At 68.5% G+C, this 21,632-nt stretch carries 17 protein-coding genes; 6 read left to right on the forward strand and 11 right to left on the reverse strand.

The window, feature by feature from the left end; translation table 11 throughout:
* Nucleotides 1–38: 38 nt before the first annotated feature.
* The 4 genes from RJ1_RS27625 (at nt 39) to RJ1_RS27640 (ending at nt 4,287) form a co-directional block, all read left to right on the forward strand.
* Nucleotides 39–452, forward strand: coding sequence for a VOC family protein (locus RJ1_RS27625; protein ID WP_073365717.1), 414 nt, complete (start codon nt 39–41; stop codon nt 450–452).
* Nucleotides 449–865, forward strand: coding sequence for a DoxX family protein (locus RJ1_RS27630; protein WP_073365718.1), 417 nt, complete (start codon nt 449–451; stop codon nt 863–865). Before RJ1_RS27625 ends, RJ1_RS27630 begins: the two co-directional genes overlap by 4 nt.
* Nucleotides 866–928: 63 nt before the next feature.
* Nucleotides 929–2,314: an ATP-binding protein gene (locus tag RJ1_RS27635; RefSeq protein WP_073365755.1), complete on the forward strand. Its 1,386-nt coding sequence runs from the start codon at nt 929–931 to the stop codon at nt 2,312–2,314.
* Nucleotides 2,314–4,287 carry a vWA domain-containing protein gene (locus RJ1_RS27640; protein ID WP_073365719.1) on the forward strand — a complete coding sequence of 658 codons (1,974 nt, stop codon included), beginning with the start codon at nt 2,314–2,316 and terminating at the stop codon, nt 4,285–4,287. The genes RJ1_RS27635 and RJ1_RS27640 overlap by 1 nt, the downstream gene beginning before the upstream one ends.
* A 63-nt stretch (nt 4,288–4,350) precedes the next feature.
* On the opposite strand, the gene RJ1_RS27645 is transcribed toward RJ1_RS27640, so the two are convergent.
* Together RJ1_RS27645 and RJ1_RS27650 are read right to left on the reverse strand one after the other, a co-directional pair.
* On the reverse strand, nt 4,351–5,373 hold the full coding sequence (locus tag RJ1_RS27645) for an agmatine deiminase family protein (protein ID WP_073365720.1): 1,023 nt from the start codon (nt 5,371–5,373) through the stop codon (nt 4,351–4,353).
* Nucleotides 5,373–6,347, reverse strand: coding sequence for a nitrilase-related carbon-nitrogen hydrolase (locus tag RJ1_RS27650; RefSeq protein ID WP_073365721.1), 975 nt, complete (start codon nt 6,345–6,347; stop codon nt 5,373–5,375). The genes RJ1_RS27645 and RJ1_RS27650 overlap by 1 nt, the downstream gene beginning before the upstream one ends.
* A gap of 162 nt (nt 6,348–6,509) precedes the next feature.
* Here RJ1_RS27650 and RJ1_RS27655 point away from each other — a divergent pair, with 162 nt between their 5' ends.
* Nucleotides 6,510–7,121: a TetR/AcrR family transcriptional regulator gene (locus tag RJ1_RS27655; protein ID WP_073365722.1), complete on the forward strand. Its 612-nt coding sequence runs from the start codon at nt 6,510–6,512 to the stop codon at nt 7,119–7,121.
* Here the strand turns inward: RJ1_RS27655 and RJ1_RS27660 are convergent.
* The 8 genes from RJ1_RS27660 to RJ1_RS27695 form a co-directional block, all read right to left on the reverse strand.
* A complete protein-coding gene (locus RJ1_RS27660) occupies nt 7,081–8,661 on the reverse strand; it encodes an APC family permease (protein ID WP_073365723.1) in 1,581 nt (526 codons plus the stop codon). The genes RJ1_RS27655 and RJ1_RS27660 overlap by 41 nt on opposite strands.
* 55 nt (nt 8,662–8,716) lie before the next feature.
* Complete coding sequence (locus RJ1_RS27665; protein WP_073365724.1) at nt 8,717–9,607, reverse strand: universal stress protein; 891 nt, start codon at nt 9,605–9,607, stop codon at nt 8,717–8,719.
* Between the two features lie 34 nt (nt 9,608–9,641).
* Nucleotides 9,642–11,096 carry an NAD-dependent succinate-semialdehyde dehydrogenase gene (locus tag RJ1_RS27670; RefSeq protein ID WP_073365725.1) on the reverse strand — a complete coding sequence of 485 codons (1,455 nt, stop codon included), beginning with the start codon at nt 11,094–11,096 and terminating at the stop codon, nt 9,642–9,644.
* Nucleotides 11,089–13,050: a primary-amine oxidase gene (locus tag RJ1_RS27675; protein WP_073365726.1), complete on the reverse strand. Its 1,962-nt coding sequence runs from the start codon at nt 13,048–13,050 to the stop codon at nt 11,089–11,091. The genes RJ1_RS27670 and RJ1_RS27675 overlap by 8 nt, the downstream gene beginning before the upstream one ends.
* Before the next feature lie 81 nt (nt 13,051–13,131).
* On the reverse strand, nt 13,132–14,472 hold the full coding sequence (gene gabT / locus RJ1_RS27680) for a 4-aminobutyrate--2-oxoglutarate transaminase (RefSeq protein ID WP_073365727.1): 1,341 nt from the start codon (nt 14,470–14,472) through the stop codon (nt 13,132–13,134).
* Between the two features lie 52 nt (nt 14,473–14,524).
* Nucleotides 14,525–15,955, reverse strand: a complete 1,431-nt coding sequence (locus tag RJ1_RS27685) for a gamma-aminobutyraldehyde dehydrogenase (RefSeq protein WP_073365728.1) — start codon at nt 15,953–15,955, stop codon at nt 14,525–14,527.
* A gap of 185 nt (nt 15,956–16,140) precedes the next feature.
* Nucleotides 16,141–17,817: an amidohydrolase gene (locus RJ1_RS27690; protein WP_073365729.1), complete on the reverse strand. Its 1,677-nt coding sequence runs from the start codon at nt 17,815–17,817 to the stop codon at nt 16,141–16,143.
* Entirely contained in the window at nt 17,817–19,247 is a 1,431-nt protein-coding gene (locus tag RJ1_RS27695) for an APC family permease (RefSeq protein ID WP_073365730.1), read from the reverse strand. Before RJ1_RS27695 ends, RJ1_RS27690 begins: the two co-directional genes overlap by 1 nt.
* A 102-nt stretch (nt 19,248–19,349) precedes the next feature.
* Here RJ1_RS27695 and RJ1_RS27700 point away from each other — a divergent pair, with 102 nt between their 5' ends.
* Entirely contained in the window at nt 19,350–19,973 is a 624-nt protein-coding gene (locus RJ1_RS27700; protein ID WP_174695026.1) for a TetR/AcrR family transcriptional regulator, read from the forward strand.
* 9 nt (nt 19,974–19,982) lie between these two features.
* Here the strand turns inward: RJ1_RS27700 and RJ1_RS27705 are convergent, their stop codons facing one another.
* The gene (locus RJ1_RS27705; RefSeq protein ID WP_073365732.1) at nt 19,983–21,629 is read right to left on the reverse strand and encodes an amidohydrolase; all 1,647 of its coding nucleotides are present in this window, start codon (nt 21,627–21,629) and stop codon (nt 19,983–19,985) included.
* Between the last annotated feature and the right edge of the window lie 3 nt (nt 21,630–21,632).

Genomic DNA, 21,632 nt, shown 5'->3' on the forward strand with positions numbered 1-21,632 from the left:
CCGAATCGGCTCCACTTCACCGACGGAAAGAGAATTCGATGCCCACCATGATCTTCGTGAACCTCCCCGTGAAGGACCTCGGCACGTCGACGGCCTTCTACGAGGCGCTCGGCTACCAGCGGAACCCCCAGTTCTCGGACGAGAATGCGTCGTCGATCGTGATCAGCGAGCACATTCACGTCATGCTGCTGACGGAGAAGTTCTTCTCCACCTTCACCAAGAAGGCCATCGCGGACGCCGGCACGACCACCGAATCCATCCTCTGCATCTCCGCGGAGAGCCGCGAGGCCGTCGACGTCCTGGCCGACAAGGCGCTCGCGGCGGGCGGATCGTTCTCCAACGAACCGATGGACGAGGGATTCATGTACGGCCGCAGCTTCCAGGACCCGGACGGTCACCTCTGGGAAGTCATGTGGATGGATCCCGCAGCGGCACAGGGACACGAGTCGTGAGCGCCACGGTCACTCCCGTCGCGGCGCAGTCGGGAACCGCGCGCAAGGTGGGCTGGGTCCTCAGCGGCCTCGTCGGCGCCTTCCTCCTCTTCGACGCCGTCGGCAAGATCCTGAAGCTCGGACCGGTAGAGGATTCGGCCGTCGAACTGGGGCTTCCCGCGCACATCATCGTCCCGATCGGGATCGTGCTGCTGATCTGCACGGCGCTCTATCTGGTGCCTCGAACGGCCCCGCTGGGTGCGGTGCTGCTCACCGGATACCTCGGTGGGGCGGTACTCACCAACTGGCGCGTCGAGAAGCCGTTGTTCAGCACCGTTCTGTTCGCGGTGTACGTCGGCATCGTGGTCTGGGCGGGCCTGTATCTGCGCGACCGGAAGGTCCGCGAACTGCTCCCGCTGCGCCGCGAGGACTGACCCGGGCGGGCCGGCGCGTATTAACCGCGTGCCGATTCGCTCGAACCCTCGTAGCTTGGAGTGGTGACGTCATCGGAACACAGACCTTCCACCGTCGGCGAGCTCCGCGAGTCGGGCCACGTTCAACGCACCGTCAAGGAAGAGATCCGCGAGAACCTGCTCGCGGCCCTACGCGACGGTCGTGATCCGTGGCCCGGCATCGTCGGTTTCGAGGAGACGGTGTCACCACAGCTCGAACGGGCACTCATCGCGGGGCACGACGTGGTGTTGCTCGGCGAACGTGGTCAGGGTAAAACGCGCCTCCTCCGCACCCTCAATCTGCTCCTCGACGAATGGACCCCGGTGATCGCCGGTTCCGAACTCGGGGAGCATCCCTATGAGCCCATCACCCCGGCGTCGATCCGCCGGGCGCAGGAACTGGGCGACAGCCTGCCCGTCGCCTGGCGGCACCGCAGCGAGCGGTACTCGGAGAAGCTCGCGACGCCCGACACGTCGGTGGCGGACCTCGTCGGCGATGTGGACCCCGTCAAGGTCGCCGAGGGCCGCAGTCTCGGCGACCCGGAAACCATCCACTTCGGCCTCGTTCCCCGCGCGCACCGGGGCATCGTCGCCATCAACGAGCTGCCCGACCTCGCCGAACGCATCCAGGTGTCGCTGCTCAACGTGATGGAGGAACGCGACATCCAGGTCCGCGGATACACCCTCCGGCTTCCCCTGGACGTACTGATGGTGGCCAGCGCGAACCCGGAGGATTACACGAACCGCGGTCGCATCATCACGCCGCTGAAGGACCGGTTCGGTGCCGAGATCCGGACGCACTACCCGACCCGGCTCGACGACGAGGTCGCCGTCATCCTCCAGGAAGCGCACCTCACCGCCGAGGTCCCGGAGTACCTCCTCGAGATCCTGGCCCGGTTCACCCGCCTGCTCCGCGAATCGACGTCGGTCGATCAGCGGTCGGGTGTGTCCGCCCGTTTCGCGGTGGCCGGCGCCGAAACCGTCAGCGCCGCGGCGGTGCATCGCGGCGCGGTGCTCGGTGAGGCCGACCCGGTCGCGCGACCGGTGGACCTCGAGACCGTCGTCGACGTCCTGCGCGGCAAGGTGGAATTCGAATCCGGTGAGGAGGGGCGTGAAATCGAGGTCCTCGAGCACCTGCTGCGCCGGGCCACGGCCGACACGGTCCGCACCCGGCTCGGTGGCATCGACCTGGCGGAACTCGTGGAAGCCGTCGAGCAGGGCGACCCGGTGGTGACCGGTGAGCGGATCACGGCGAAGGCGCTGCTGAACGAGCTGCCCGAACTCGAGGTCCTCGACGTGCTGGCCGAGCGGCTCGGCGCCGAATCCGACGGCGAGCGCGCCGCCGCCGCCGAGTTCGCCCTCGAAGGGCTGTACCTGGCGCGGCGGATCTCGAAGAACCCGGACATCAACGGGCAGACGGTGTATTCGTAATGTCCCGCAAGGCGGAGCGCGGATCGCACAACGCGCGGTACGGGCCGTACGAGGGCGGTGATCCGCTGGCGCCGCCGGTGGACCTGCGTGAGGCCTTGGCCGCGATCGGCGACGACGTGTTCGCGGGCAGCTCGCCGCGACAGGCGCTGCGCGAGATGCTCCGGCGCGGCAACCGGGACATGCGCGGCCTGGACGAGCTTGCGGCCGAAGCCAATCGGCGGCGTCGTGAACTGCTGAAGCGGAACAACCTGAACGGAACCCTCGAAGAGGTCCGGGAACTCCTCGACCGCGCGGTGCTCGAGGAACGGAAGACGCTGGCCCGCGCGCTCGACGACGATGCCCGCTTCTCGGAGATGCGCCTCGAGGAGCTGTCCCCGTCCACGGCGCAGGCCGTCCAGGAACTCGCCGACTACGACTGGCGCAGTTCGCAGGCGCGCGAGGACTACGAGAAGATCCGGGACCTGCTGGGCCGCGAAATGCTGGACCAGCGGTTCGCCGGCATGAAGCAGGCCCTCGAGGGTGCGACCGAGGCAGACCGGCAGGCGATCCGCGAGATGCTCGAGGACCTCAACGACCTGCTGGACAAGCACTCCCGCGGTGAGGACACGCAGGAGCAGTTCGACGAATTCATGGACAAGCACGGGGAGTACTTCCCCGAGAACCCGCGCAACGTCGAGGAACTCCTCGACTCGCTGGCGCAGCGGGCGGCGGCGGCCCAGCGTCTGCGGAACTCGCTGTCGCAGGAGCAGCGCGACGAACTGGATGCGCTGGCACAGCAGGCGTTCGGCGACCCGTCGCTGATCGGACAGCTGGACCGGCTCGACCAGCACCTGCAGGCGGCGCGGCCGGGCGAGGACTGGCAGGGCGCGCAGCGGTTCCGCGGCGACGACGGCATGGGCCTGGGCGAGGGCACCGGGGCGTTGCAGGACATCGCGGAACTCGAGTCGCTCGCGGAGCAGCTGTCGCAGCAGTACGCGGGTGCGCAACTCGACGACATCGACGCCGAGGCGCTGGCCCGTCAGCTGGGCAACGAGGCCGCCGCGGACGCGAAGACGCTGGCCGAGCTCGAGAAGGCCCTGCGCGACCAGGGCTTCTTCGACCGCGGGGCGGACGGCCAGTGGCGCCTTTCGCCCAAGGCGATGCGCCAACTCGGGCAGACGGCTCTTCGGGACGTGGCTCAGCAATTGTCTTCGCGTGGCGGGCAACGGGAGACGCGCCGCGCCGGGTCGATGGGGGAGCCGACCGGGGCGTCCCGAGAGTGGGCGTTCGGCGACACCGAACCCTGGGACGTCACGCGCACCATCACCAACGCCGTGCTGCGGGCGGCGTCCGACCCCGGTGAGCGTGGTCGCGTCCCGGTCCGGTTGTCCGTCTCGGACGTGGAGGTGATGGAGACCGAGCAGCGGTCGCAGGCGGCGGTCGCGTTGCTGGTCGACACGTCGTTCTCGATGGTGATGGAGGGCCGGTGGGTACCGATGAAACGCACCGCTCTCGCCCTGAACCACTTGGTGAGCACCCGGTTCCGCAGTGACGAACTGCAGCTCATCTCGTTCGGGCGGCACGCGCAGGTGCTGACGCCATCGGAGCTGGCCGGATTGGACGGCGCCTGGGACCAGGGCACCAACCTGCACCACGCGCTGTTGCTGGCGGCCCGGCATCTGCGCCGGCACCCCAACGCACAACCAGTGGTCCTGATCGTGACCGACGGCGAGCCGACCGCCCACCTCGAGCCGGACGGTTTCGCGTATTTCGACTACCCGCCGAGCGCCCGGACCCTCGGTCTGACGGTCCGGGAACTCGACACCCTCGCCCGGCTCGGCGCCCACGTCACGTTCTTCCGGCTCGGCGAGGATCCCGGTCTCGCGCGGGTGGTGGACCGGATGGCCGAGCGCGTGGGCGGACGCGTCGTCGCGCCCGGTCTGGACGGTCTCGGTGCCGCGGTCGTGAGCGACTACATGCGTCGTCGCCGCTAGGTGCGGCTCCGCCCCTGTGAGTACTTGTTAACCACGGGCGGTTAACAAGTACTCACAGGGGCGTCAGCGCACGGCGGGCTGGTGCTGGGTGATGCAGTGGATGCCGCCGCCGCGCGCGAAGAGCGGGCGGGCGTCGACCGACACGACCGTGCGTCCGGGGTAGGCCGCCGACAGGATCGCGACCGCCTCCTCGTCCGCGGGATCGTCGAAACTGCACGCGATGACGCCGCCGTTGACGACGAAATGGTTGATGTAGCTGTAGTCGACGAAGCCCTCCTCGTCGCGCAGAACCTGCGGCGCGGGGACGGTGATGATCTCCCACGACTCACCGCGGGCGTCCGTGGTCTGCTTCAGCACGTCGATGACGGCCTTGCTGACCTCGAAGTCGGGATGTTCGGGGTTGCGCTGATCGTGCACCAGGACGACACCCGGCGACGGGATGGCGGCCACGATGTCGACGTGCCCGCGCGTGCCGTACGTGTCCTGGTCCCGGGTCAGTCCGCGCGGCAGCCAGATGACCTTGGTGGCACCGATCGTGCGGGCGAGTTCGGCCTCGACGTCGGCTTTGGACAGTCCCGGGTTGCGTCCGGCGTCGAGTTGCACGGTCTCGGTCACCAGCACGGTGCCGAGGCCGTCGACCTGGATGCCACCGCCCTCGTTGACGAGCGGCGAGTCGACGAGGGCGGCCCCCGACCGTTCGACGACGAGCGCGCCGATCTTCGAGTCCTTGTCCCACTGCGCCCAGTCCTGGCCGCCCCAGCCGTTGAAGATCCAGTCGACGCCGCCGAGCCGTCCGTCCTCGGACAGCACGAACGTGGGTCCGATGTCGCGCATCCAGGCGTCGTTCAGCGGCGCCTCGAGGATGTCGATGTCGGCGGAGAGGTACTCCCGGGCCGCCGGCACCTGACCGGGATCGACGACGACGGTGACGGGTTCGAACCGCGCCACCGCGTGCGCCACCTCGGCCCACGTGGTGCGGGCCTCGTGGTGCTCCTCGGGGGTGTCGCCCAGGGAGTAGCCCTCACTGGGGTACGCCATCCAGGTGCGTTCGTGCGGTTCGCCTTCCGCGGGCATGCGCCAGGTCATCAGGCCCTCCCGAACGGGGAGGCGTGGTCGACGGGCTCGGTGAGGACGCCGTAGGTGTCGGGGCGGCGGGTGGCCAGGAACGGGAACAGGGCCAGCCAGTCCTCGCGCTGCTGGAGGTCGAGATCCGCGACGAGGACGGCGGACTCGTCGCGCGGGGCCTGCGCGAGGATCCGGCCGTAGGGGTCGGAGATGAACGACGAGCCGTAGAAGCTGATGAGGCCTTCGTTGCCGTGACGGTTGGGCACCACCATGAACGTGCCGTTCGCGATGCCGTTGCCGACGATCACCTGCTGCCACAGCGGCTGGGTGTCGAACTGCGGGTGGTCGGGTTCCGAGCCGATCGCGGTGGGGTACACCAGGATTTCGGCGCCGCCGAGCGAGTAGGCGCGGGCGACCTCGGGGAACCATTCGTCCCAGCACGTCGGCAGTCCGAGCTTCACACCGCCCAGTGCCTCGTGCACCGGGTACGGGTTCTCGGCCGGACCGCCCCGGAAGTAGGTGTCCTCGTAGTAGCCGGCGGTGACGGGGATGTGCAGCTTGCGGGTGTGCGCGAGCAGTTCGCCGGACGGCGCGACGAGGATGGCGGTGTTGAAGCCGAGTCCGTCCTCGTACTGTTCGCCGTTCTCGGCGTCGTTCCGCTCGTACAGCGAGGCGTGGACGAGGACACCGTGTTCTGCGGCCGCCTTGGCGGCGAACGTGAACGTGGGGCCGGTGAGGAGGTCCTCGGCCTGGCGGCCGGGGTTGTCACCGCCTTCGACGAACGCGGGATATCGGCTCAGGGTGAGCTCGGGAAGGAACACCACGCGCGCCCCGAGGTGAGCGGCTTCGGCGATGCCCTCGTCGAGTTCGGTCCGCAGATCCTGCTCGTTCTCGTGCCAGCGGTGCTGGACGAGTCCGACGCGGAGCGGGGTGCGTCCCGTCTCTCGGGTCCGCGACAGGGACTCGGGAGGGGTGAGTGCGGTAATCGTCAACATTGTGGTTCCTCGGATGTTCGGTTCGGCGAGCGCCTAAAACGAATTGGATTCGTTAAGTATGGTGGGTGAATGCCCGGCGATCAAGGGGTGGGGCGTGACGATTTCGATTCCTTCGGTATCGACCCCGGTCGCCGGTGACGCACACCGACCAGGAGGGCACCCATGCCACGGCCATCACAGCGACTGCTGTCGCCGGAGATCATCACCGAAGCTGCCATTCGCATGGTGGACCTCACCGGTGATTTCACGATGCCGGGCCTCGCCGAACGGCTGAAGGTACGGCCCTCCTCGCTGTACAACCATGTGTCCGGGAGGGCGGAGATCATCGAACTGATGCGTGCGCGTGTGATGGCGGGCATCGTGGTGGCGGACCCCGACGGCAAGTGGAGCGAGACGGTGGCCGGCCTGGCGCGCGAGTATCGGCGCAACTACGCCGAGCATCCTCGGCTGATTCCTCTGTTCACCGCGCACACAGTGCAGTCCGGTGTGGCATTCGCGCTGTACAACGCTCTGGCGCAGGCGTTCTCGGACGGCGGCTTCACGCCCGAGGAGATTCTCCACGCGATCACGACGGTCGACAGCTTCGTGCTGGGGTCGGCGCTGGACCTCGCCGCACCCGAGGTGGTCTGGGCGACCGCCCCGGAGGCGAACGAGTCCATGCGGGCCGCCCTGGCCACGTCCGGGCCGAACCCCGGACGGGCGGATGCAGCATTCGAGTTCGGGCTGCGGACGCTTATCGCGGGCTTGGTGGCGCAGGCTCCGATCGAGCCGTGAGATCGCCCTCGTCCCGCAGCGCGGACGTGTCGCGGTTGAGGGTCTTGCCCTCGAAGAACGCGGGACTGCGGAATCGCATGACCAGCATCAGCACGGCGCCGAGCAGGAGGATGCCGAAGCCGAGGAAGAAGACGAGTCCGATGCCGCCGATCGACGCACCGCTCGCGTTCTCCGGGTCCATGCTCTCGTCGATCGAGATGACGAACACGGCGAGCAGCATGAGTCCGCCGAGCAGCGGGAACACGAACCGGAAGACGGCGTTGCGGACACTCGTGAACAGCCGGCCCCGGAAGTACCACACGCAGGCGAATGCGGTGATGCCGTAGTACCAGCAGATCATGATGCCCAGCGCGGCGATGGTGTCGAGCAGCGTGCGCTCGGACAGGAACGTGACGACGGTGTAGAACACCGCGGTGACGACGCCGGCGACGACGGTGGCGTAGGACGGCACCAGGAATCGCGGAGACACCTCGGCGAGCTTCTTCGGAAAGGCGCCGTACGCGCCCATCGCGAGCATGGTGCGCGCCGCGGGGAGGAACGTGGTCTGCAGGCTCGCGACCGAGGAGACGAACACCGCGAGGAACAGCAGCATGCCGCCCCAGTTCCCGAGGACCGGATCCGCGAGGGCGCCGAAGACGTTCTCGGAGTTGTCCGGGTTACCGAGGCCGAGACCGTCCTCGCCGACGCCGGCGTACATCATCGCCGCGACCGACACGAGCAGGTAGGTCAGCAGGATCGTCAGCACGCACAGGAGTCCGGCGCGACCGGGGGTCTTCTTCGGGTTCTTCGACTCCTCGCCCAGCGTCAGGCAGGTGTCCCAGCCCCAGAACGCGAAGATCGAGCCGGTCAGGCCGATCACGAATGCGCCGACGGCCAGTCCCGTGAACGGGTTGAACCAGCTCAGGTCGAACGAGAGCCCGGCGGGGGCGGACCCGTTGCCGACGTGAACCAGTGCCACCACCGCGAACGCGATGAGCAGCACCATCTGGAAGCCGACGAGCGCGACCTGCAGGCGCTCGCTGGTGGTGATGCCGCGACTGGCGATCCAGGTGGCCAGGGCGATGAACACGAGCGTCGTCCCGACGTTCACGAATTTGTTGCCCGGCAGATCCGCGATGCTCGGGGCGTCGAAGAGTTTCGCGATGAACAGATAGAAGAACTGGACGGCGATCGCCGCGAGGTTCGAGAGCACGATGATCGTGGCGATCACCATGCCCCAGCCGCACATCCAGCCGACGTACGGACCGAACGCCTTCGTCGACCAGGTGAACGACGCACCGCAGTCGGGTGATTCGGAGTTGAGCTCACGGTAGGCGTACGCCGTGAGGAACATGGGAATGAAGCCGGCGATGAAGATGGCGGGCATCTTCAATCCGACCGCCGCGACGATCAGCCCGATGCTGGCCGTCAGCGTGTAACCCGGTGCCACGGAGGAGATCCCGAGGATCGCCCCGGAGAAGGTCCCGACCGCGCCGGTGGCCAGCCCCTTGGAGCTCACGGCAACGTCGGCCGACGCCGGCGCGCCTTCGTTGTTCGTCATGTCTGAACCTCCGGTCGGGGACGATCGTGGATCCGGGGCGGGTGTCGCGGACGGTTTACTCACTGTTTTCGAACTCCTGCTTGGGGACGACCACCATGGGCACCGGCAGGACGCGGAGCATCTTGGCCGCGGTGGATCCCAGGAACAGTCGATGTGGTTGGGCGAGTCGGCTGGAGCCGACCATGATGAGGTCGCCGTCCTGCCACTCGAGCTTGCGGACCGCCGATTCCACGGTGGATCCGTCGGCGATGAGCACCGAGATCGGAAAATCCTCCGGGAGAGCGGACTTCGCGGTGTCGAGGGTGGTCTGCGCGTGGGCGACGGCGCGGTCGCGCACATCGTCGGGGGTGTCGCGATGATCGCGGAGGTCGTTCTGCGGGTCGAGGGCGACGAGGGAGACGAGGCGGAGTGGGGTCTGCATCCGCTCGCACGTCCGCACGGCGGTTCGCAGCAGTACGTCCGCCCCCGTCCGGGTCCCGAGCGCGCAGGTCACCTCGCGGATCTTCTTCGCGGTGGAGTGCCGCGACCCGCGGGGTGCGAGGGCCAGCGGGACGTGCGCGGAGTGCAGCAGTTCCGTCGACACCGATCCGACGGAGTGCCGCCCCAGCAGGCCGTCCCCTGCGGCGCCGACGACGATCGCCTGCGCGCCCAGCCGAGACACCTCGTCGATGAGGCCCTGCGCGAACGATTCGTGGAAGCTGAGGTGCACTTCCACGTCGATGTCACTCGGCACCGACGACTTCGCGTCGTCCAGCCAGCGCTGGGCGCGGGAGGCGAGGACGTCGTCGTAGCCGGTCTCTGCCGGAACTCTCGCCGGGACCGTCCGGTCCGGCGGGAGAACCATGCAGATGTCGAGCTGTGCACCGAGACTGCGGGCGAGCTGCGCCCCGAGGGCCAGACCGTCCTCCCCACTGGGGGTGGCGAGATATCCAACGACCAAACGCATGGTGACGGTTCCGATCTGTCTCGGGGCGGGCGGTTTACGCGAAGCCGACGTACTTGGTCTCGAGGTACTCCTCGATGCCTTCGGTGCCGCCCTCGCTGCCGAGGCCGGACTGCTTGACTCCACCGAACGGTGCGGCGACGTCGGAGATGACGCCGCGGTTGACGCCGACCATGCCGCTCTCGAGCTTGTCGGCGACGCGGAACGCCCGGTCGACGTTCTGTGTGTAGATGTATGCGGCGAGGCCGTATTCGGTGTCGTTGGCGGCGGCGACGCCCTCGGCCTCGGTGTCGAATCCGGTGATCGCGGCGACGGGTCCGAAGATTTCCTCGCGGACGATGCGCGCGTTCGCGGGCACCTCGTCGAGGACGGTGGGCTGGAAGAAGTAGCCGGGACCGTCGACGGACGTGCCGCCGGTGCGGACCCGGGCGCCCGCGGCGACGGCGTCGTCGACGAGGGACGCCACGTTGCGGCGCTGCTTCTCGTTGACGAGGGGGCCGACGTTGGTGCCGTCCTCGCTGCCCGGTCCGACCCGGAGTGCGGCGATCCGCTCGGTGAGCTTGGTGGTGAATTCCTCGCGCACCGAGTTCGCGACGATCAGGCGGTTGGCGGCGGTGCAGGCCTCGCCGCCGTTGCGCATCTTCGCTGCCATCGCGCCCTCGACCGCGGCGTCGATGTCGGCGTCGTCGAAGACGACGAACGGTGCGTTGCCACCGAGTTCCATCGAGGTGCGCAGAACCTGCTGGGCGGACTGCTCGATGAGGATCTTGCCGACCCGGGTGGATCCGGTGAACGTCACCTTCCGCAGGCGTGGGTCCGCGAGCAGCGGTTCGGTGACGGCGGCGGCGTTCGACGCGGGCAGCACCGACAGCACACCGGCGGGCAGGCCGGCCTCGGCGAAGATCTCGGCGAGCAGCAGCATGGTGAGCGGGGTGTCCTCGGCGGGCTTGACGATGATCGTGCAGCCGGCGGCGAGCGCGGGACCGATCTTGCGGGTGCCCATCGCGAGCGGGAAGTTCCACGGGGTGACGGCCAGGGTGGGTCCGACCGGGACCTTGGTGACCATGATCCGGCCGCTGCCCGACGGTGACGTGGTGTAGCGGCCCTGGATGCGGACGGCTTCCTCGCTGAACCAGCGCAGGAACTCGGCGCCGTAGTTCACCTCGCCGCGGCTCTCCGGCAAGGCCTTGCCCATCTCCATCGTCATCAGCAGCGCGAGGTCGTCGGTGCGCTCGATGACCTTCTCCCACGCGGACCGCAGGATGATCGACCGCTGCCTCGGCGCGGTGGCGGCCCATTCCTCCTGGACGGCGGCGGCGGAGTCGAGTGCGCGCATCGCGTCCTTGCCACCGGCATCGGCGACGTCGGCGATGAGGGTCCCCGTGGCGGGGTCGTAGACCGGGAAGGTGCCGCCGTCGATCGGGTCGGTCTGGGCGCCGTCGATCCACAGACCGGTGGGCAGGGTGGCACGGAGCCGTTCGAAATCAGTCATCGGAGTCCTCGTGGTGGGAATGGTGGTGATCGCACGCCTCCGGGGTGGGGGCGACGTCGAGGGCGGGGTTGCGGTCGAAGAATCCGACCGGTTTCAGCCAGAACGACACGGTGTCGGCAGGCATGATCGGCCAGTCCTCCGGCCGGGGAATGTGGTGGATCCCGAATGTGTACCAGAGCACCACGTCGGTGTTCTCGATCGGCCGGTCGGCCGCGGTCCACTCGGGAAGTCCGTGATCGTCCTTGCTCTGGTTCACGAATTCCCCTGCAGGCCAGCGTTCGTCGGGGGAGTTGGGGGTCACCCAGACGGTGTGCCCGATCGCGCCGGTGCGCTGGAAGATCGGCGACGCCGGGTCGAACATCGACGGGATCGCGCCGCCGGGAACGAGCTTGTAGGCGGGGGCGGTGCCGAGTCCGGTGGTCGTGTTGTCGTTGACGACCTTCCAGGCGCGCTGGCTCTGCCAGTCGAAGTCCTGCCTGCCTTCGAGTTCGGTGCGAAGCGGAGTGTTCTTCTGGCGCAACGCCAGACCCAGCGGGTTGTCCGGCCCCATCGGCACCATCTCGGTCTCGGTCGCGTACACCGTGTTCTCGGTGCCGTCGACGTCGAGATCGAGCCGGGCGATCAGGAAGTGCTGGTGGAACGGCGCGTACGTGCGGTTGTCGACCAGCGTGCCGCTCGGATGCTCACCGCCTTCGGGGAAGTGGCTGACCACCATGATGCCGGTGGCGCGGACCTCGCACTCGATGTTGCCGTCCTGGTAGAACCGCCAGTAGACGAGATACTCGTAGTTGGCGACCGTCACGTGCGTCGACACCGTCAGCCGCCGCATGCGGCGCACCTCGGTGCCCGCGTCGTGGTCGACGTGCTTCCAGAGGACGGCGTTGTCCTCCTCGTGGATGCAGATCGCGTTCTCGATCGTGTACGGCTCGCCCTTGCTGTCGTGGAGGACGGCGTCGAGGTACCGGATCTCGCCGAGGCAATCGCAACCCAGGGTGAGCGAGGTGGTCATGAAACCGATGCCCCACTCGCCGATGTCGAAGGCGGTGCGCCGGTAGTGGTCGGTACTGGTGTCGCGGTACGGCACGGCCATCTCCGCGAACGACATCCGGTTCGCGATCGACCGAACCCGGCCGTGATCGTTGTAGGTCACCGCGTGCAGGGTCATGCCCTCGCGGTAGTTGAACCCCACGCGCAGCGACCAGTTCTGCCATTCGAGTTTGTTGCCGTCGAGGGTGAACGACGGCCCCTCCGACTGGACGATGTCCAGGGGCTTCAACGGGGCCCGGGTGCTGGAGTTCCGGATCCGCTCGGGGATGTGCCGGGGCACGTACTCGCCCATGACCTCGGGACGTTCGACGCTGAACGTGTCCTCGATCTCGAGCAGTTCCATGCTGTTCACGTCGATGACGCAGTGGAGACCGTTGACCGGGCCCGCGTACGGATTCGCGCCCTCGGCCGCCCGGACCCAGGTGTCCGACCAGCCGAGCCGGCGGCCCTTGTACTTCTCCGGGGTCACCGCGTCGCCGTACGTCCACACGTCCATGAACACCCGGCTCATGTCCGTGACGCCGCGCTTCGCCAGCGCCGCGATGACGTCCGGGTGCCCGCGCAGGAAGGCGTCCGCCTCTTCCCATTCGTCCACCGTGAAGTTGGCCTGGACGTCCGGGATGTGCTGCCAGGAGACGACGTTGTCTCCGGTGAGCGAGACGAGCGCCTTGTAGGTTTCGTTCTTGCGGCGGTCGAAGCACACGACGATCGCCCGGCGGTCCGGGACGGTGCCCGACGCGTCGAAGGCCACCACCTCCGCCTTGGTCGGCTCGGCGAGTTCGATCGACGCGAACCGCCAGCCGTCCCCGACGCCGTGTTCACGGGCGAGGACGGCTGCGGCCTGCGCGAATTCGTCCGCTCCCAGAGGGTCCAGAGGATGGAACGTGCCGGTGGTGGTCCGGGTCATGGTGTCTCCTCTGGTCGATGGGTGGGCACTTCGTGCTCGTGCGCCTTTTCGGTAGCGGGGGCCACCGAAAAGGCGCACGGGTCAGACGAGCGAGCGAACGATCTGCTCGATGACGGTCAGCGCGTCGTCGAGCAGGTCGTCGCCGATCACCAGCGGCGGAAGCAGTCGGATGACGTTTCCGTACGTACCGCACGTCAGCAGAATGACACCTTGTGCGAGCGCGTGGGCGGCAATGGCCTTCGTCAGTTCGGCGTCCGGCTCGTTCGTGCCGGGCTTGACGAACTCCATCGCGAGCATCGCGCCGCGTCCGCGGACGTCACCGATGACGCCGACCTCGGCGGCCAGGGCGTTCAGCCGCGGCAGGGCGAGGTCGCCGATGTGCTGTGCGCGAGCGGGCAGGTCGAACTTCCGCATGCTGTCGATCGCGGCGAGCGCAGCGGCGCACGCGACGGGGTTGCCGCCGTACGTGCCGCCCAGTCCGCCGGGGTGCACCTTGTCGAGCAGTTCGGCGCGGCCCGTGATCGCGGACAGCGGCATGCCGCCCGCCATGCCCTTGGCCATCGTGATGATGTCCGGGACGATCTCCTCGTGCTCGCACGCGAACCAGGCGCCGGTGCGGGAGAAACCGGTCTGCACCTCGTCGGCGATGAACACGACACCGTTGGCGCGCGCCCAGTTCACCAGGGTGGGGAGGAATCCCTCGGCGGGAACGATGAATCCGCCCTCGCCCTGGATCGGCTCGATGATGATCGCCGCGAGTGAGTCGGCGCCGATCTGCTTCTCCATCTGGCTGATGGCGCGCTGGGCGGCCTGCTCACCGGTCAGTCCGTCCTGGTCCCGGTAGGGGTAGGACATCGGGAGCCGGTACACCTCGGGCGCGAACGGGCCGAAGTGGGCCTTGTACGGCATCGACTTGGCCGTGAGGGCCATCGTCAGGTTGGTGCGACCGTGGTAGGCGTGGTCGAAAGCGACGACGGCGTCGCGGCCGGTGGCGAGGCGGGCCACCTTGATCGCGTTCTCCACGGCCTCGGCGCCCGAGTTGAACAGCACGGTGCGCTTCTCGTGATCGCCGGGGGTGAGGGCGGCCAGCTCTTCGGCGACGCGGACGTAGCCCTCGTAGGGGGTGACCATGAAACAGGTGTGGGTGAAGTGCCCGACCTGCTCCCGGACCGCCTCGGCGACAGCCGGATCGGATGCGCCGACGCTGGTGACGGCGATACCCGAGCCGAGGTCGATCAGGGAGTTGCCGTCGACGTCGACGACCACACCACCGTCGGCATCCGCCGCGTACACGGGGACGCTGGAGCCGACGCCCGCGGCCACGGTGGCGCGGCGGCGAGCGGTGAGGGCCGCCGACTTCGGGCCGGGGAGCTCGGTGACCAGGGCGCGCTTCTGCGGCAGCCGGTACTGGATGTCGTTCATGTTGGTGCAGTCCTCAGGGTCGTGACGTGGATGGGTATGGGGTGGGGCGACGTCAGTCGTTTGAGCTCATGACGTGCTTGATGCGGGTGTAGTCCTCGACGCCGTAGCCGGAGAGGTCCTTCCCGTAGCCGGAGTACTTGAATCCGCCGTGGGGCATCTCGGCGACGAGCGGGATGTGGCAGTTGATCCAGACGGCACCGAAATCGAGTGCGGCCGACAGTCGTTGCGTGACGCCGTGATCGTTGGTCCACACGCTCGACGCGAGACCGTACCGGACGTCGTTGGCCAGAGTCACGGCTTCCTTCTCGTCGGAGAAGCTCTGCACGGTGAGGATGGGACCGAACGTCTCCTCCTGCACGATGTCGTCGCGCTGGTCGACGCCGGTGATCACGGTGGGTTCGAAGAAGAATCCCTGCTCGCCGGAACGCTTTCCGCCGGTGACGATCTTCGCCGACGCGGGGAGCGCGGCGATCTTGGAGCTGACCGCGTTGAAGTGGTTGACGTTGTTGAGCGGTCCGTAGAACGTGTCCGGGTCGTCCGGGAGGCCGGGCTTGAGGGTCTCGGCCTTGCGGACGAGGGCGTCGACGAGCTGGTCGTGGATGGACTCGTGGACGAGCACGCGGGTGGCGGCGGTGCAGTCCTGGCCGCCGTTGAAGAACGCGGCCTCGGCGATGCCGCTCGCGGTCTTCTCGATGTCGACGTCGTCGAACACGATCGCCGGCGCCTTGCCGCCCAGTTCGAGGTGGGCGCGCTTGAGCTGGCGGGCGGCGGACACGGCCACGGCGATGCCGGCCCGCACCGAGCCGGTGATCGACACGAGTCCGAGGGCGGGGTTCTCCACGAGCGTGGCACCGGTCTCACCGTTGCCGAGGACGACGTTGAAGACGCCGTCCGGCAGGATCCCCTTGGTCAGCCGGGCCAGCACGAGGGTGCTGTTCGGGGTGGTGTCGCTGGGCTTGAGGACGATCGTGTTGCCGGCTGCGAGCGCGGGACCGATCTTCCACAGGGCCATCATGAACGGGTAGTTCCACGGGGTGACCTGGCCGACGACGCCGATCGGCTCGCGGCGCACGTAGGACGTGAAGCCGTCCATGTACTCGCCGGCGGCCTTGCCCTCGAGCATGCGGGCCGCGCCGGCGAAGAACCGGAGTTGGTCGGCACCGACCTTGATCTCTTCGTCGGCGATGACCTGCTTGGGCTGCCCGGTGTTGCGGCACTCGGCCTCGACCAGTTCGTCGCTGTGCGCCTCGATCGCGTCGGCGAGCTTCAGCAACGCGGTCTGACGCACGCTCGGAGTGGTCTTGCCCCACGAGACGAAGGCGCGTTCGGCTGATTCGACGGCGGCGTCCACGTCGGCCTTGGTGGACACGGGTGCACGCCCGACGACGCTCTCGTCCACGGGGTTGATCAAGTCCAGCGTCTCCGTCGCGGATGAGGCGACGAACTCACCGTTGATGTAGTTCTCGAGTACGTCGATCGACATCGGTACCGGTTCCTCTCGTGGGGTCGAAACTCGTGGTTCGGAGCGGGCCGTCGGTCGAACGTTCCGACCTGGGCCTGCAGTTGCAGAACATCTGAGAACAAGTGTGCGCTGCCTCACAAGCGGAAGGCAGCTGACAAAATGGTGAAAGACGCGCCGCTCGCCGCGCCGAGTTGTCCACTCCGGCGTTACCCGTGCGAGCAGGTGTGGCCTGCCGCGCCGGAGCCGGCGAACGGCACGTCCGCCCCGGTGCTCGCGTCGGCGTCGGCGTCGTGCACGATCGCGCCGCCGACGAGGGTGAGGTCGGCCCGCTGGTCCAGCAGGTGCCCGGGCTCGAGCGTGTAGAGGTTCGCCGACCAGACGACCAGATCGGCGCGGGCACCCGGCCGGATCACGCCCAGCTCGTCCTCGGCGTGCCACGCCCACGCGCCGCCGCGGGTGTACGCGCGCAGCGCCGAATCCAGGTCCATCCGCTCGTTCGGGGTCCAGTCGGTCCCGCCGTCCAGACCGGAGCGGGTGAGAGCCGAGTACAGGCCGACGAGCGGGTCCATCTCCCCGACCTGCCAGTCGCTCGAGAACGCCAGCGCCGCCCCCGACTCGGCGAGCGAACGGAAACGCCACGCCCGGTCCCACCGATCCTCGCCGACGTTCTCCATCCACGTTCCCGCGACGAGGTCGGGGGAGCAGTGCCGCGGCTGCATCGCCGCGACGACGCCGAGGTCCCGGAACCGGGGAAGGTCGTCCGGGTGGAGGCACTCGACGTGGACGATGCCGTGCCGGCGATCGACCGTCCCGTTCACCCGGCCGGCGTGCTCGATCGAGTCGAGGGCCAGGCGGATACCCCAGTCGCCGGTCGCGTGCGTATGCGTCTGGAAGCCGAGACGGTCGAGTTCGGTGAGCATCGCGGTGAACTCCCGCGGGGGCAGGCTCGGGGCGCCGCGGTGGCCCGGCCGGTTCGCGTATTCGGACAGCATGGCCGCCGTGTGCGGTTCGATCACGTCGTCGGCGTACAGCTTCACCGGCCCGAGCCGCAGCATGTCGTCGACGGGTGCGCCGTCGACGGCCTCCCGTAGGTCCCGGCGGAACGCGGCGTCGGCGCCGACGGGATGGAACAGGGCGGTGATCACCCGCGAATGCATCCGCCCCTCGCCGCGCGCCCGGTACATCAGATCGAGTTCGGCCAGCGGGACCTGCGGTTCGACGACTGTGGTGATGCCACTCGCGGTCGCCATCTCGAGGCTGGACGTGATGCGGCAGTATCGGCGGTCGGGCGAGTACATCGGGATGTCGCGTTGCAGCCCGGCCAGACCGGAGCGGGTCATCGCGCTGGTGTAGAAGTCCGTGACCCAGCCGGTGGGTGCGCCGTCGGCGTCGAATTCCGGTCGCCCCCAAGGGATCTGTGTGCCCCGGTCGATGCCGAGCACCCGCAGGGCGGCGTCGTTCAGCCACACCGAGTGCTGGTCGTAGGTGGTGATGAACACCGGACGGTCCGTGAGGCCGCGGAGGTCGTCGGCGTTCGGGCGGCGCCCGCTCACCACGGAGTAGACGGCGTTCTCGGCGCAGATCCAGTCGAGGTCGGGGCGGGCGGCCGCGTGCGCGGCGATCCGTCGCCGGACCTCGGGAAGGTCGTGTGCGCCTTCGAGACTCACTGCGTCGGGGTCGAAGCCGAGAAGCAGATGGTTGTGGCTGTCGATGATGCCAGGGGTGAGCAGCCGTCCCCGCAGATCGATGGTTCGCCGGGCGGCGGGGGCGTCCTCGGTGGTTCCGACGTACCGGATCCGGCCGTCCGCGACGCCCACGGCCTCGGCCCAGCCGGGGGTGTCGAAGGTGCGCACGACGCCGTTGGTCAGCAGCAGGTCGAGCATCAGGGGGTCTCCTCGGGGGCGGCGTTCAGCAGCAGCAGGTGGGTGTTCTTGCGCGGGCGCAGGTACAGGGCGTAGTAGGCGAAGCCGGCGGCGACGAGGCCGAGGGAGATGCCCAGGCTGAGCCACTGTTCCGGGTCGAGCAGCGTGACGACGAAGACGAGGCCGAGTGCGGCGATGCAGATTCCCGGCGCGAGTGGCCAGAGCGGCATGCGGTAGCCGGGGCGGTCGGTGTCGCCGCGGCGGTGGTTGATCGCGGCCAGCGCGATGAACAGGTACGTGAAGGTGAGCGTCGACCCGGTGGCGGTGAGCAGCACGTCGAGGGGGACGAAGCACGCGGCGAACGCGATGGCGCCCATGACGACGGTGGCGAGCACGGGGACGCGGCCCTTGGTGCTGACCGCCTGCAGAGGCACCGCGATCGTCTGGGGCAGGGCGCGATCGCGAGCTGCGGCGTAGAGAAGCCGGCCCGCCTGCAGCGTGATGGCGATGATGGCGTTGATCACGGCGAGGGCGATCGAGAGCAGAACCACCATCGCGACGGCGTGACCGGCGCGTTCGGTGAGAAACGCCTCGACGGGAAGGCTGGAATTGAACAGTGCGGTCTGGGAGCGGGCACCCACCATGATCGCGATCAGCGGGACGAGTTCGGTTGCGACGGTGATGACGGCGCTCCAGATGACCGCCTTCGCGATCGAGCGGGCCGCGTTCTTGGTCTCCTCGGCGAAATAGACGGCGCCGCCGTACCCGTTGTACGCGAAGATGCCCTGGGTGACGGCCAGCATCAGCCCGGAGATCGCGAGGGGCGCGAGTTGTCCGGTGCTCGGATCGAGCACCTCCGGGCTGAGGAGGCTGGTCAGCGGACGCTCCATGTGGACGAATCCGAGGACGGTGAGCAGGGCCAGGGCCGCCATTTCGACGCCGAGGAAGACCCCGGTGAGCCAGGCGTTCGTCCGGATGTCGAAACACGCGGTCACGGTGGTGATCACGACGACGACGAGCGCGGTCTGTTGCGGCGACAGGCCGTGGATCGCGACGCCGAGGTAGTCGGCGACCCCGAGGGCGAAGACCGCGATGATCAGCGGCAGCGAGATGAGGCTGATGAAGAACGTCGCGACGCCGAACGCCGGTCCGAGTGCGCGCGACACGAGCGAGTAGTCGCCGCCGGCGACGGGATACGCGGAGGCGAGTTCGGCGTAGCAGAAGGCGATGAGGATGCTCACGATGCCGGCGACGAGGAACGCCCAGAACACTCCGGTGCCGAACATGGCGAGTGCCGCGCCGCCGAGGATGAAGACGCTCGACGCCGGCGAGATCGACGACAGGGTGATGAGGATGTTGCCGCCGACGCCGATGCTGCGGGAGAGCGAGGCCTCGTAGGTGCCGGGTGCGGTGGGGGGAGTGACGGTCGGAGGCCGGGCTGTCTGGTCCATGGGTGTCCGTTCGGGGAGGGGACGAGGAGCGAATAGTTTTTTGACAAGTCCGTCAAACAACTCGGCCGAGTGTCACAGATCACGTCGGCTAGTGTCAACGGCATGGCGCGACCGAACACTCAGAAACAGCGGCGTTCCGAACTCATCGAGGCGACGCTGCAGGCCGGATCCGCGCACGGGCTCAGGTCGCTGTCGCTGACCGACGTCGCGAAACGGGCGGGTCTGACGCGGGGCGCACTGCTCTACTATTTCGACGATCTGGATTCGCTCCTCGTCGAGGCCCATCGGGCCGGCACCGAGCGCTACTGCGATCTGCGGGACGAGGCCGTCGCCGCGCAGTCGTCGTACGCCGCCAAGCTGCGCACCGCGATCGACGCCGGACTGCCGAGCGGCCCCGACGACACCCTGATGCGGTTGCTCTACGAATTCGATTTCATGACAGGCACTTCGGCGCTGCACGACGAACTGGTGCAGAAGATGTATCTGCGGCAACTCGCGACGTACCGCGCCGTCCTCGGCGACGGTCAGGCGGCGGGGGAGTTCGCCGTGCGCGGCGACATCGACCAGGCAGCAATGAATCTGGTGGCCCTCGAGGACGCGTACGGTCTGCACATCGTCGGGGGCAACAGTCTCATCACGGTCGATGCCGCGCGCACGGCCATGCTGGCGTTCTGTGAACAGATAGGCTGCACCGTCACGGAAGCAGCCGGGGCGGAACAGGACTGAGCGAGGCGGCTACACGTGGTGGCTGCCGACCACCTCCGCCTCGTGCCGCACGGAGCCGGCCACCACGGTGAGTTGCACCCGCGCGGTGAGCAGGGAATCGGTGCCCGCCGTGAACGGATCACCGTCGAGGACGACGAAATCGGCGGCCTTGTCCGCGACGAGTTGTCCGGTGAGGTCGTCCCACCGGCAGGAGTAGGCGGCGTCGCGGGTGGCGTGCGCGAGCGCGTCGGCCATCGGCAGCGCGTACTCGGGCAGGTTGGGTGCCAGCGTCGGATCGATCGCGGACTTGCGTGTCGTCGCGATGTACATGTTGGGCAGCGGTGGATGCGGTGCCGTCGGTGCGTCCGAGCCCAATGCCAGGACGGCGCCGGCCGCCGTCATCTCGGTCCACGGGAACGCCCGCTCCACCCTGTGGTCGCCCAGCATGGCACGCCAGTTGTCCTGGATCGCGGGGTCCGCGTGGACCGGCTGCATCGACGCGACGACGCCGAGGCGCGCAAGCCGCTGCACGTTGTCCTTCGTGATCGTCTCGAGGTGCTCCATCCGGTGCCGACGCGGGCGGATCCCGTTGGCGGCGATCGCCTGTTCGAGTGCGGCGAGCGCGATCTCCGACGCCTCGTCACCGATGGCGTGCATGGCCACCTGCAGGCCGGCGGCATCCGCCGCGGCGACCACCGGTGCCAGCGAGGCGAGGTCCCAGATCGGCTCGGCGTTGGTGCCGTCCGAGTACGGCTCCTTCATCGCCGCGGTGCAACTGTCGATGACGCCGTCGATGATGATCTTGATCCCGGCCATCCGCAGCCACGGACCCTGCAGCCGCTTCTGATGCTCCACCGCCTCGTGCACCTGGCGGACGTTCTCCTCTTCGGAGTCGGTTCGTTCGATCAGCCAGTGCCCGGCCACCCGCAGCGGCAGCGTGCCCCCGCCGGCGGCCAGTGCGCGTTCGAGCGCCTCGACCTCGTCCGCGCCGAGCGCCATGTCGACCGCCCCGGTGACACCGTCGGCGAGGTACTGCTCGAACGCGGCCGCGAGGGCGACGTCCCGTTCGGAGTCGCTGACCAACTTCGCGAGGGCGGGCCACACGATCTGGGTCACCGCCGTCTCGAACAGCATTCCGGTGGCCTCCCCGGTCACGGGATCACGCTCGATCCGGCCACCGATCGGGTCGGGGGTGTTCGCGTCGATGCCGAGTTCGCGCAGCGCGGCGGTGTTCACCCACGCCGAGTGCACGTCGTTCGAATCGAGGTACACGGGACGATCGGCTTCCGCCGCGTCGATCATCTGCCGCGTCGGCGGGTGACCGCCCAGCGCGGGAAACAGCCAGCTGCGTCCCAGGATTCGCGGTGCGTCCGGATCGTCGGCCGCGAACCTCCGGATGCGGTCCTGGATGTCGCCGAGGTCGGCGGCGCTCTGCAGGTCCAGCTTCTGGAGGGCCTGCCCCATCATCAGCAGGTGCGTGTGCGCGTCGATGAAACCGGGCAGGACGAAGGCTCCGCCGAGGTCGACGACGCGGGCGTCCCCGGCGAGCGTGTCGGCCGTCGCGGTGTCGCCGACGAAGGTCAGGCGCTCGCCCCGGACGATCATCGACTCGGCCCAGGCGGGTTCGGCTGCGGTGAAGATCCGGCCGCCCCGGTAGTGAGTCGTCTCCGTGTTCATGCT

The organism is Rhodococcus jostii NBRC 16295, from assembly GCF_001894825.1.
GTDB classification, from domain to species: Bacteria; Actinomycetota; Actinomycetes; order Mycobacteriales; family Mycobacteriaceae; genus Rhodococcus_F; species Rhodococcus_F jostii.

Excerpts from the sequence above, each read along its gene's own strand:
- RJ1_RS27625 (WP_073365717.1), top strand. The coding sequence starts at position 39 with ATGCCCACCATGATCTTCGTGAACCTCCCCGTGAAGGACCTCGGCACG.
- RJ1_RS27640 (WP_073365719.1), top strand. The coding sequence starts at position 2,314 with ATGTCCCGCAAGGCGGAGCGCGGATCGCACAACGCGCGGTACGGGCCG.
- RJ1_RS27645 (WP_073365720.1), bottom strand. The coding sequence starts at position 5,373 with ATGACCTGGCGCATGCCCGCGGAAGGCGAACCGCACGAACGCACCTGG.
- RJ1_RS27650 (WP_073365721.1), bottom strand. The coding sequence starts at position 6,347 with ATGTTGACGATTACCGCACTCACCCCTCCCGAGTCCCTGTCGCGGACC.
- RJ1_RS27655 (WP_073365722.1), top strand. The coding sequence starts at position 6,510 with ATGCCACGGCCATCACAGCGACTGCTGTCGCCGGAGATCATCACCGAA.
- RJ1_RS27660 (WP_073365723.1), bottom strand. The coding sequence starts at position 8,661 with ATGACGAACAACGAAGGCGCGCCGGCGTCGGCCGACGTTGCCGTGAGC.
- RJ1_RS27665 (WP_073365724.1), bottom strand. The coding sequence starts at position 9,607 with ATGCGTTTGGTCGTTGGATATCTCGCCACCCCCAGTGGGGAGGACGGT.
- RJ1_RS27670 (WP_073365725.1), bottom strand. The coding sequence starts at position 11,096 with ATGACTGATTTCGAACGGCTCCGTGCCACCCTGCCCACCGGTCTGTGG.
- RJ1_RS27675 (WP_073365726.1), bottom strand. The coding sequence starts at position 13,050 with ATGACCCGGACCACCACCGGCACGTTCCATCCTCTGGACCCTCTGGGA.
- gabT (WP_073365727.1), bottom strand. The coding sequence starts at position 14,472 with ATGAACGACATCCAGTACCGGCTGCCGCAGAAGCGCGCCCTGGTCACC.
- RJ1_RS27685 (WP_073365728.1), bottom strand. The coding sequence starts at position 15,955 with ATGTCGATCGACGTACTCGAGAACTACATCAACGGTGAGTTCGTCGCC.
- RJ1_RS27690 (WP_073365729.1), bottom strand. The coding sequence starts at position 17,817 with ATGCTCGACCTGCTGCTGACCAACGGCGTCGTGCGCACCTTCGACACC.
- RJ1_RS27695 (WP_073365730.1), bottom strand. The coding sequence starts at position 19,247 with ATGGACCAGACAGCCCGGCCTCCGACCGTCACTCCCCCCACCGCACCC.
- RJ1_RS27700 (WP_174695026.1), top strand. The coding sequence starts at position 19,350 with ATGGCGCGACCGAACACTCAGAAACAGCGGCGTTCCGAACTCATCGAG.
- RJ1_RS27705 (WP_073365732.1), bottom strand. The coding sequence starts at position 21,629 with ATGAACACGGAGACGACTCACTACCGGGGCGGCCGGATCTTCACCGCA.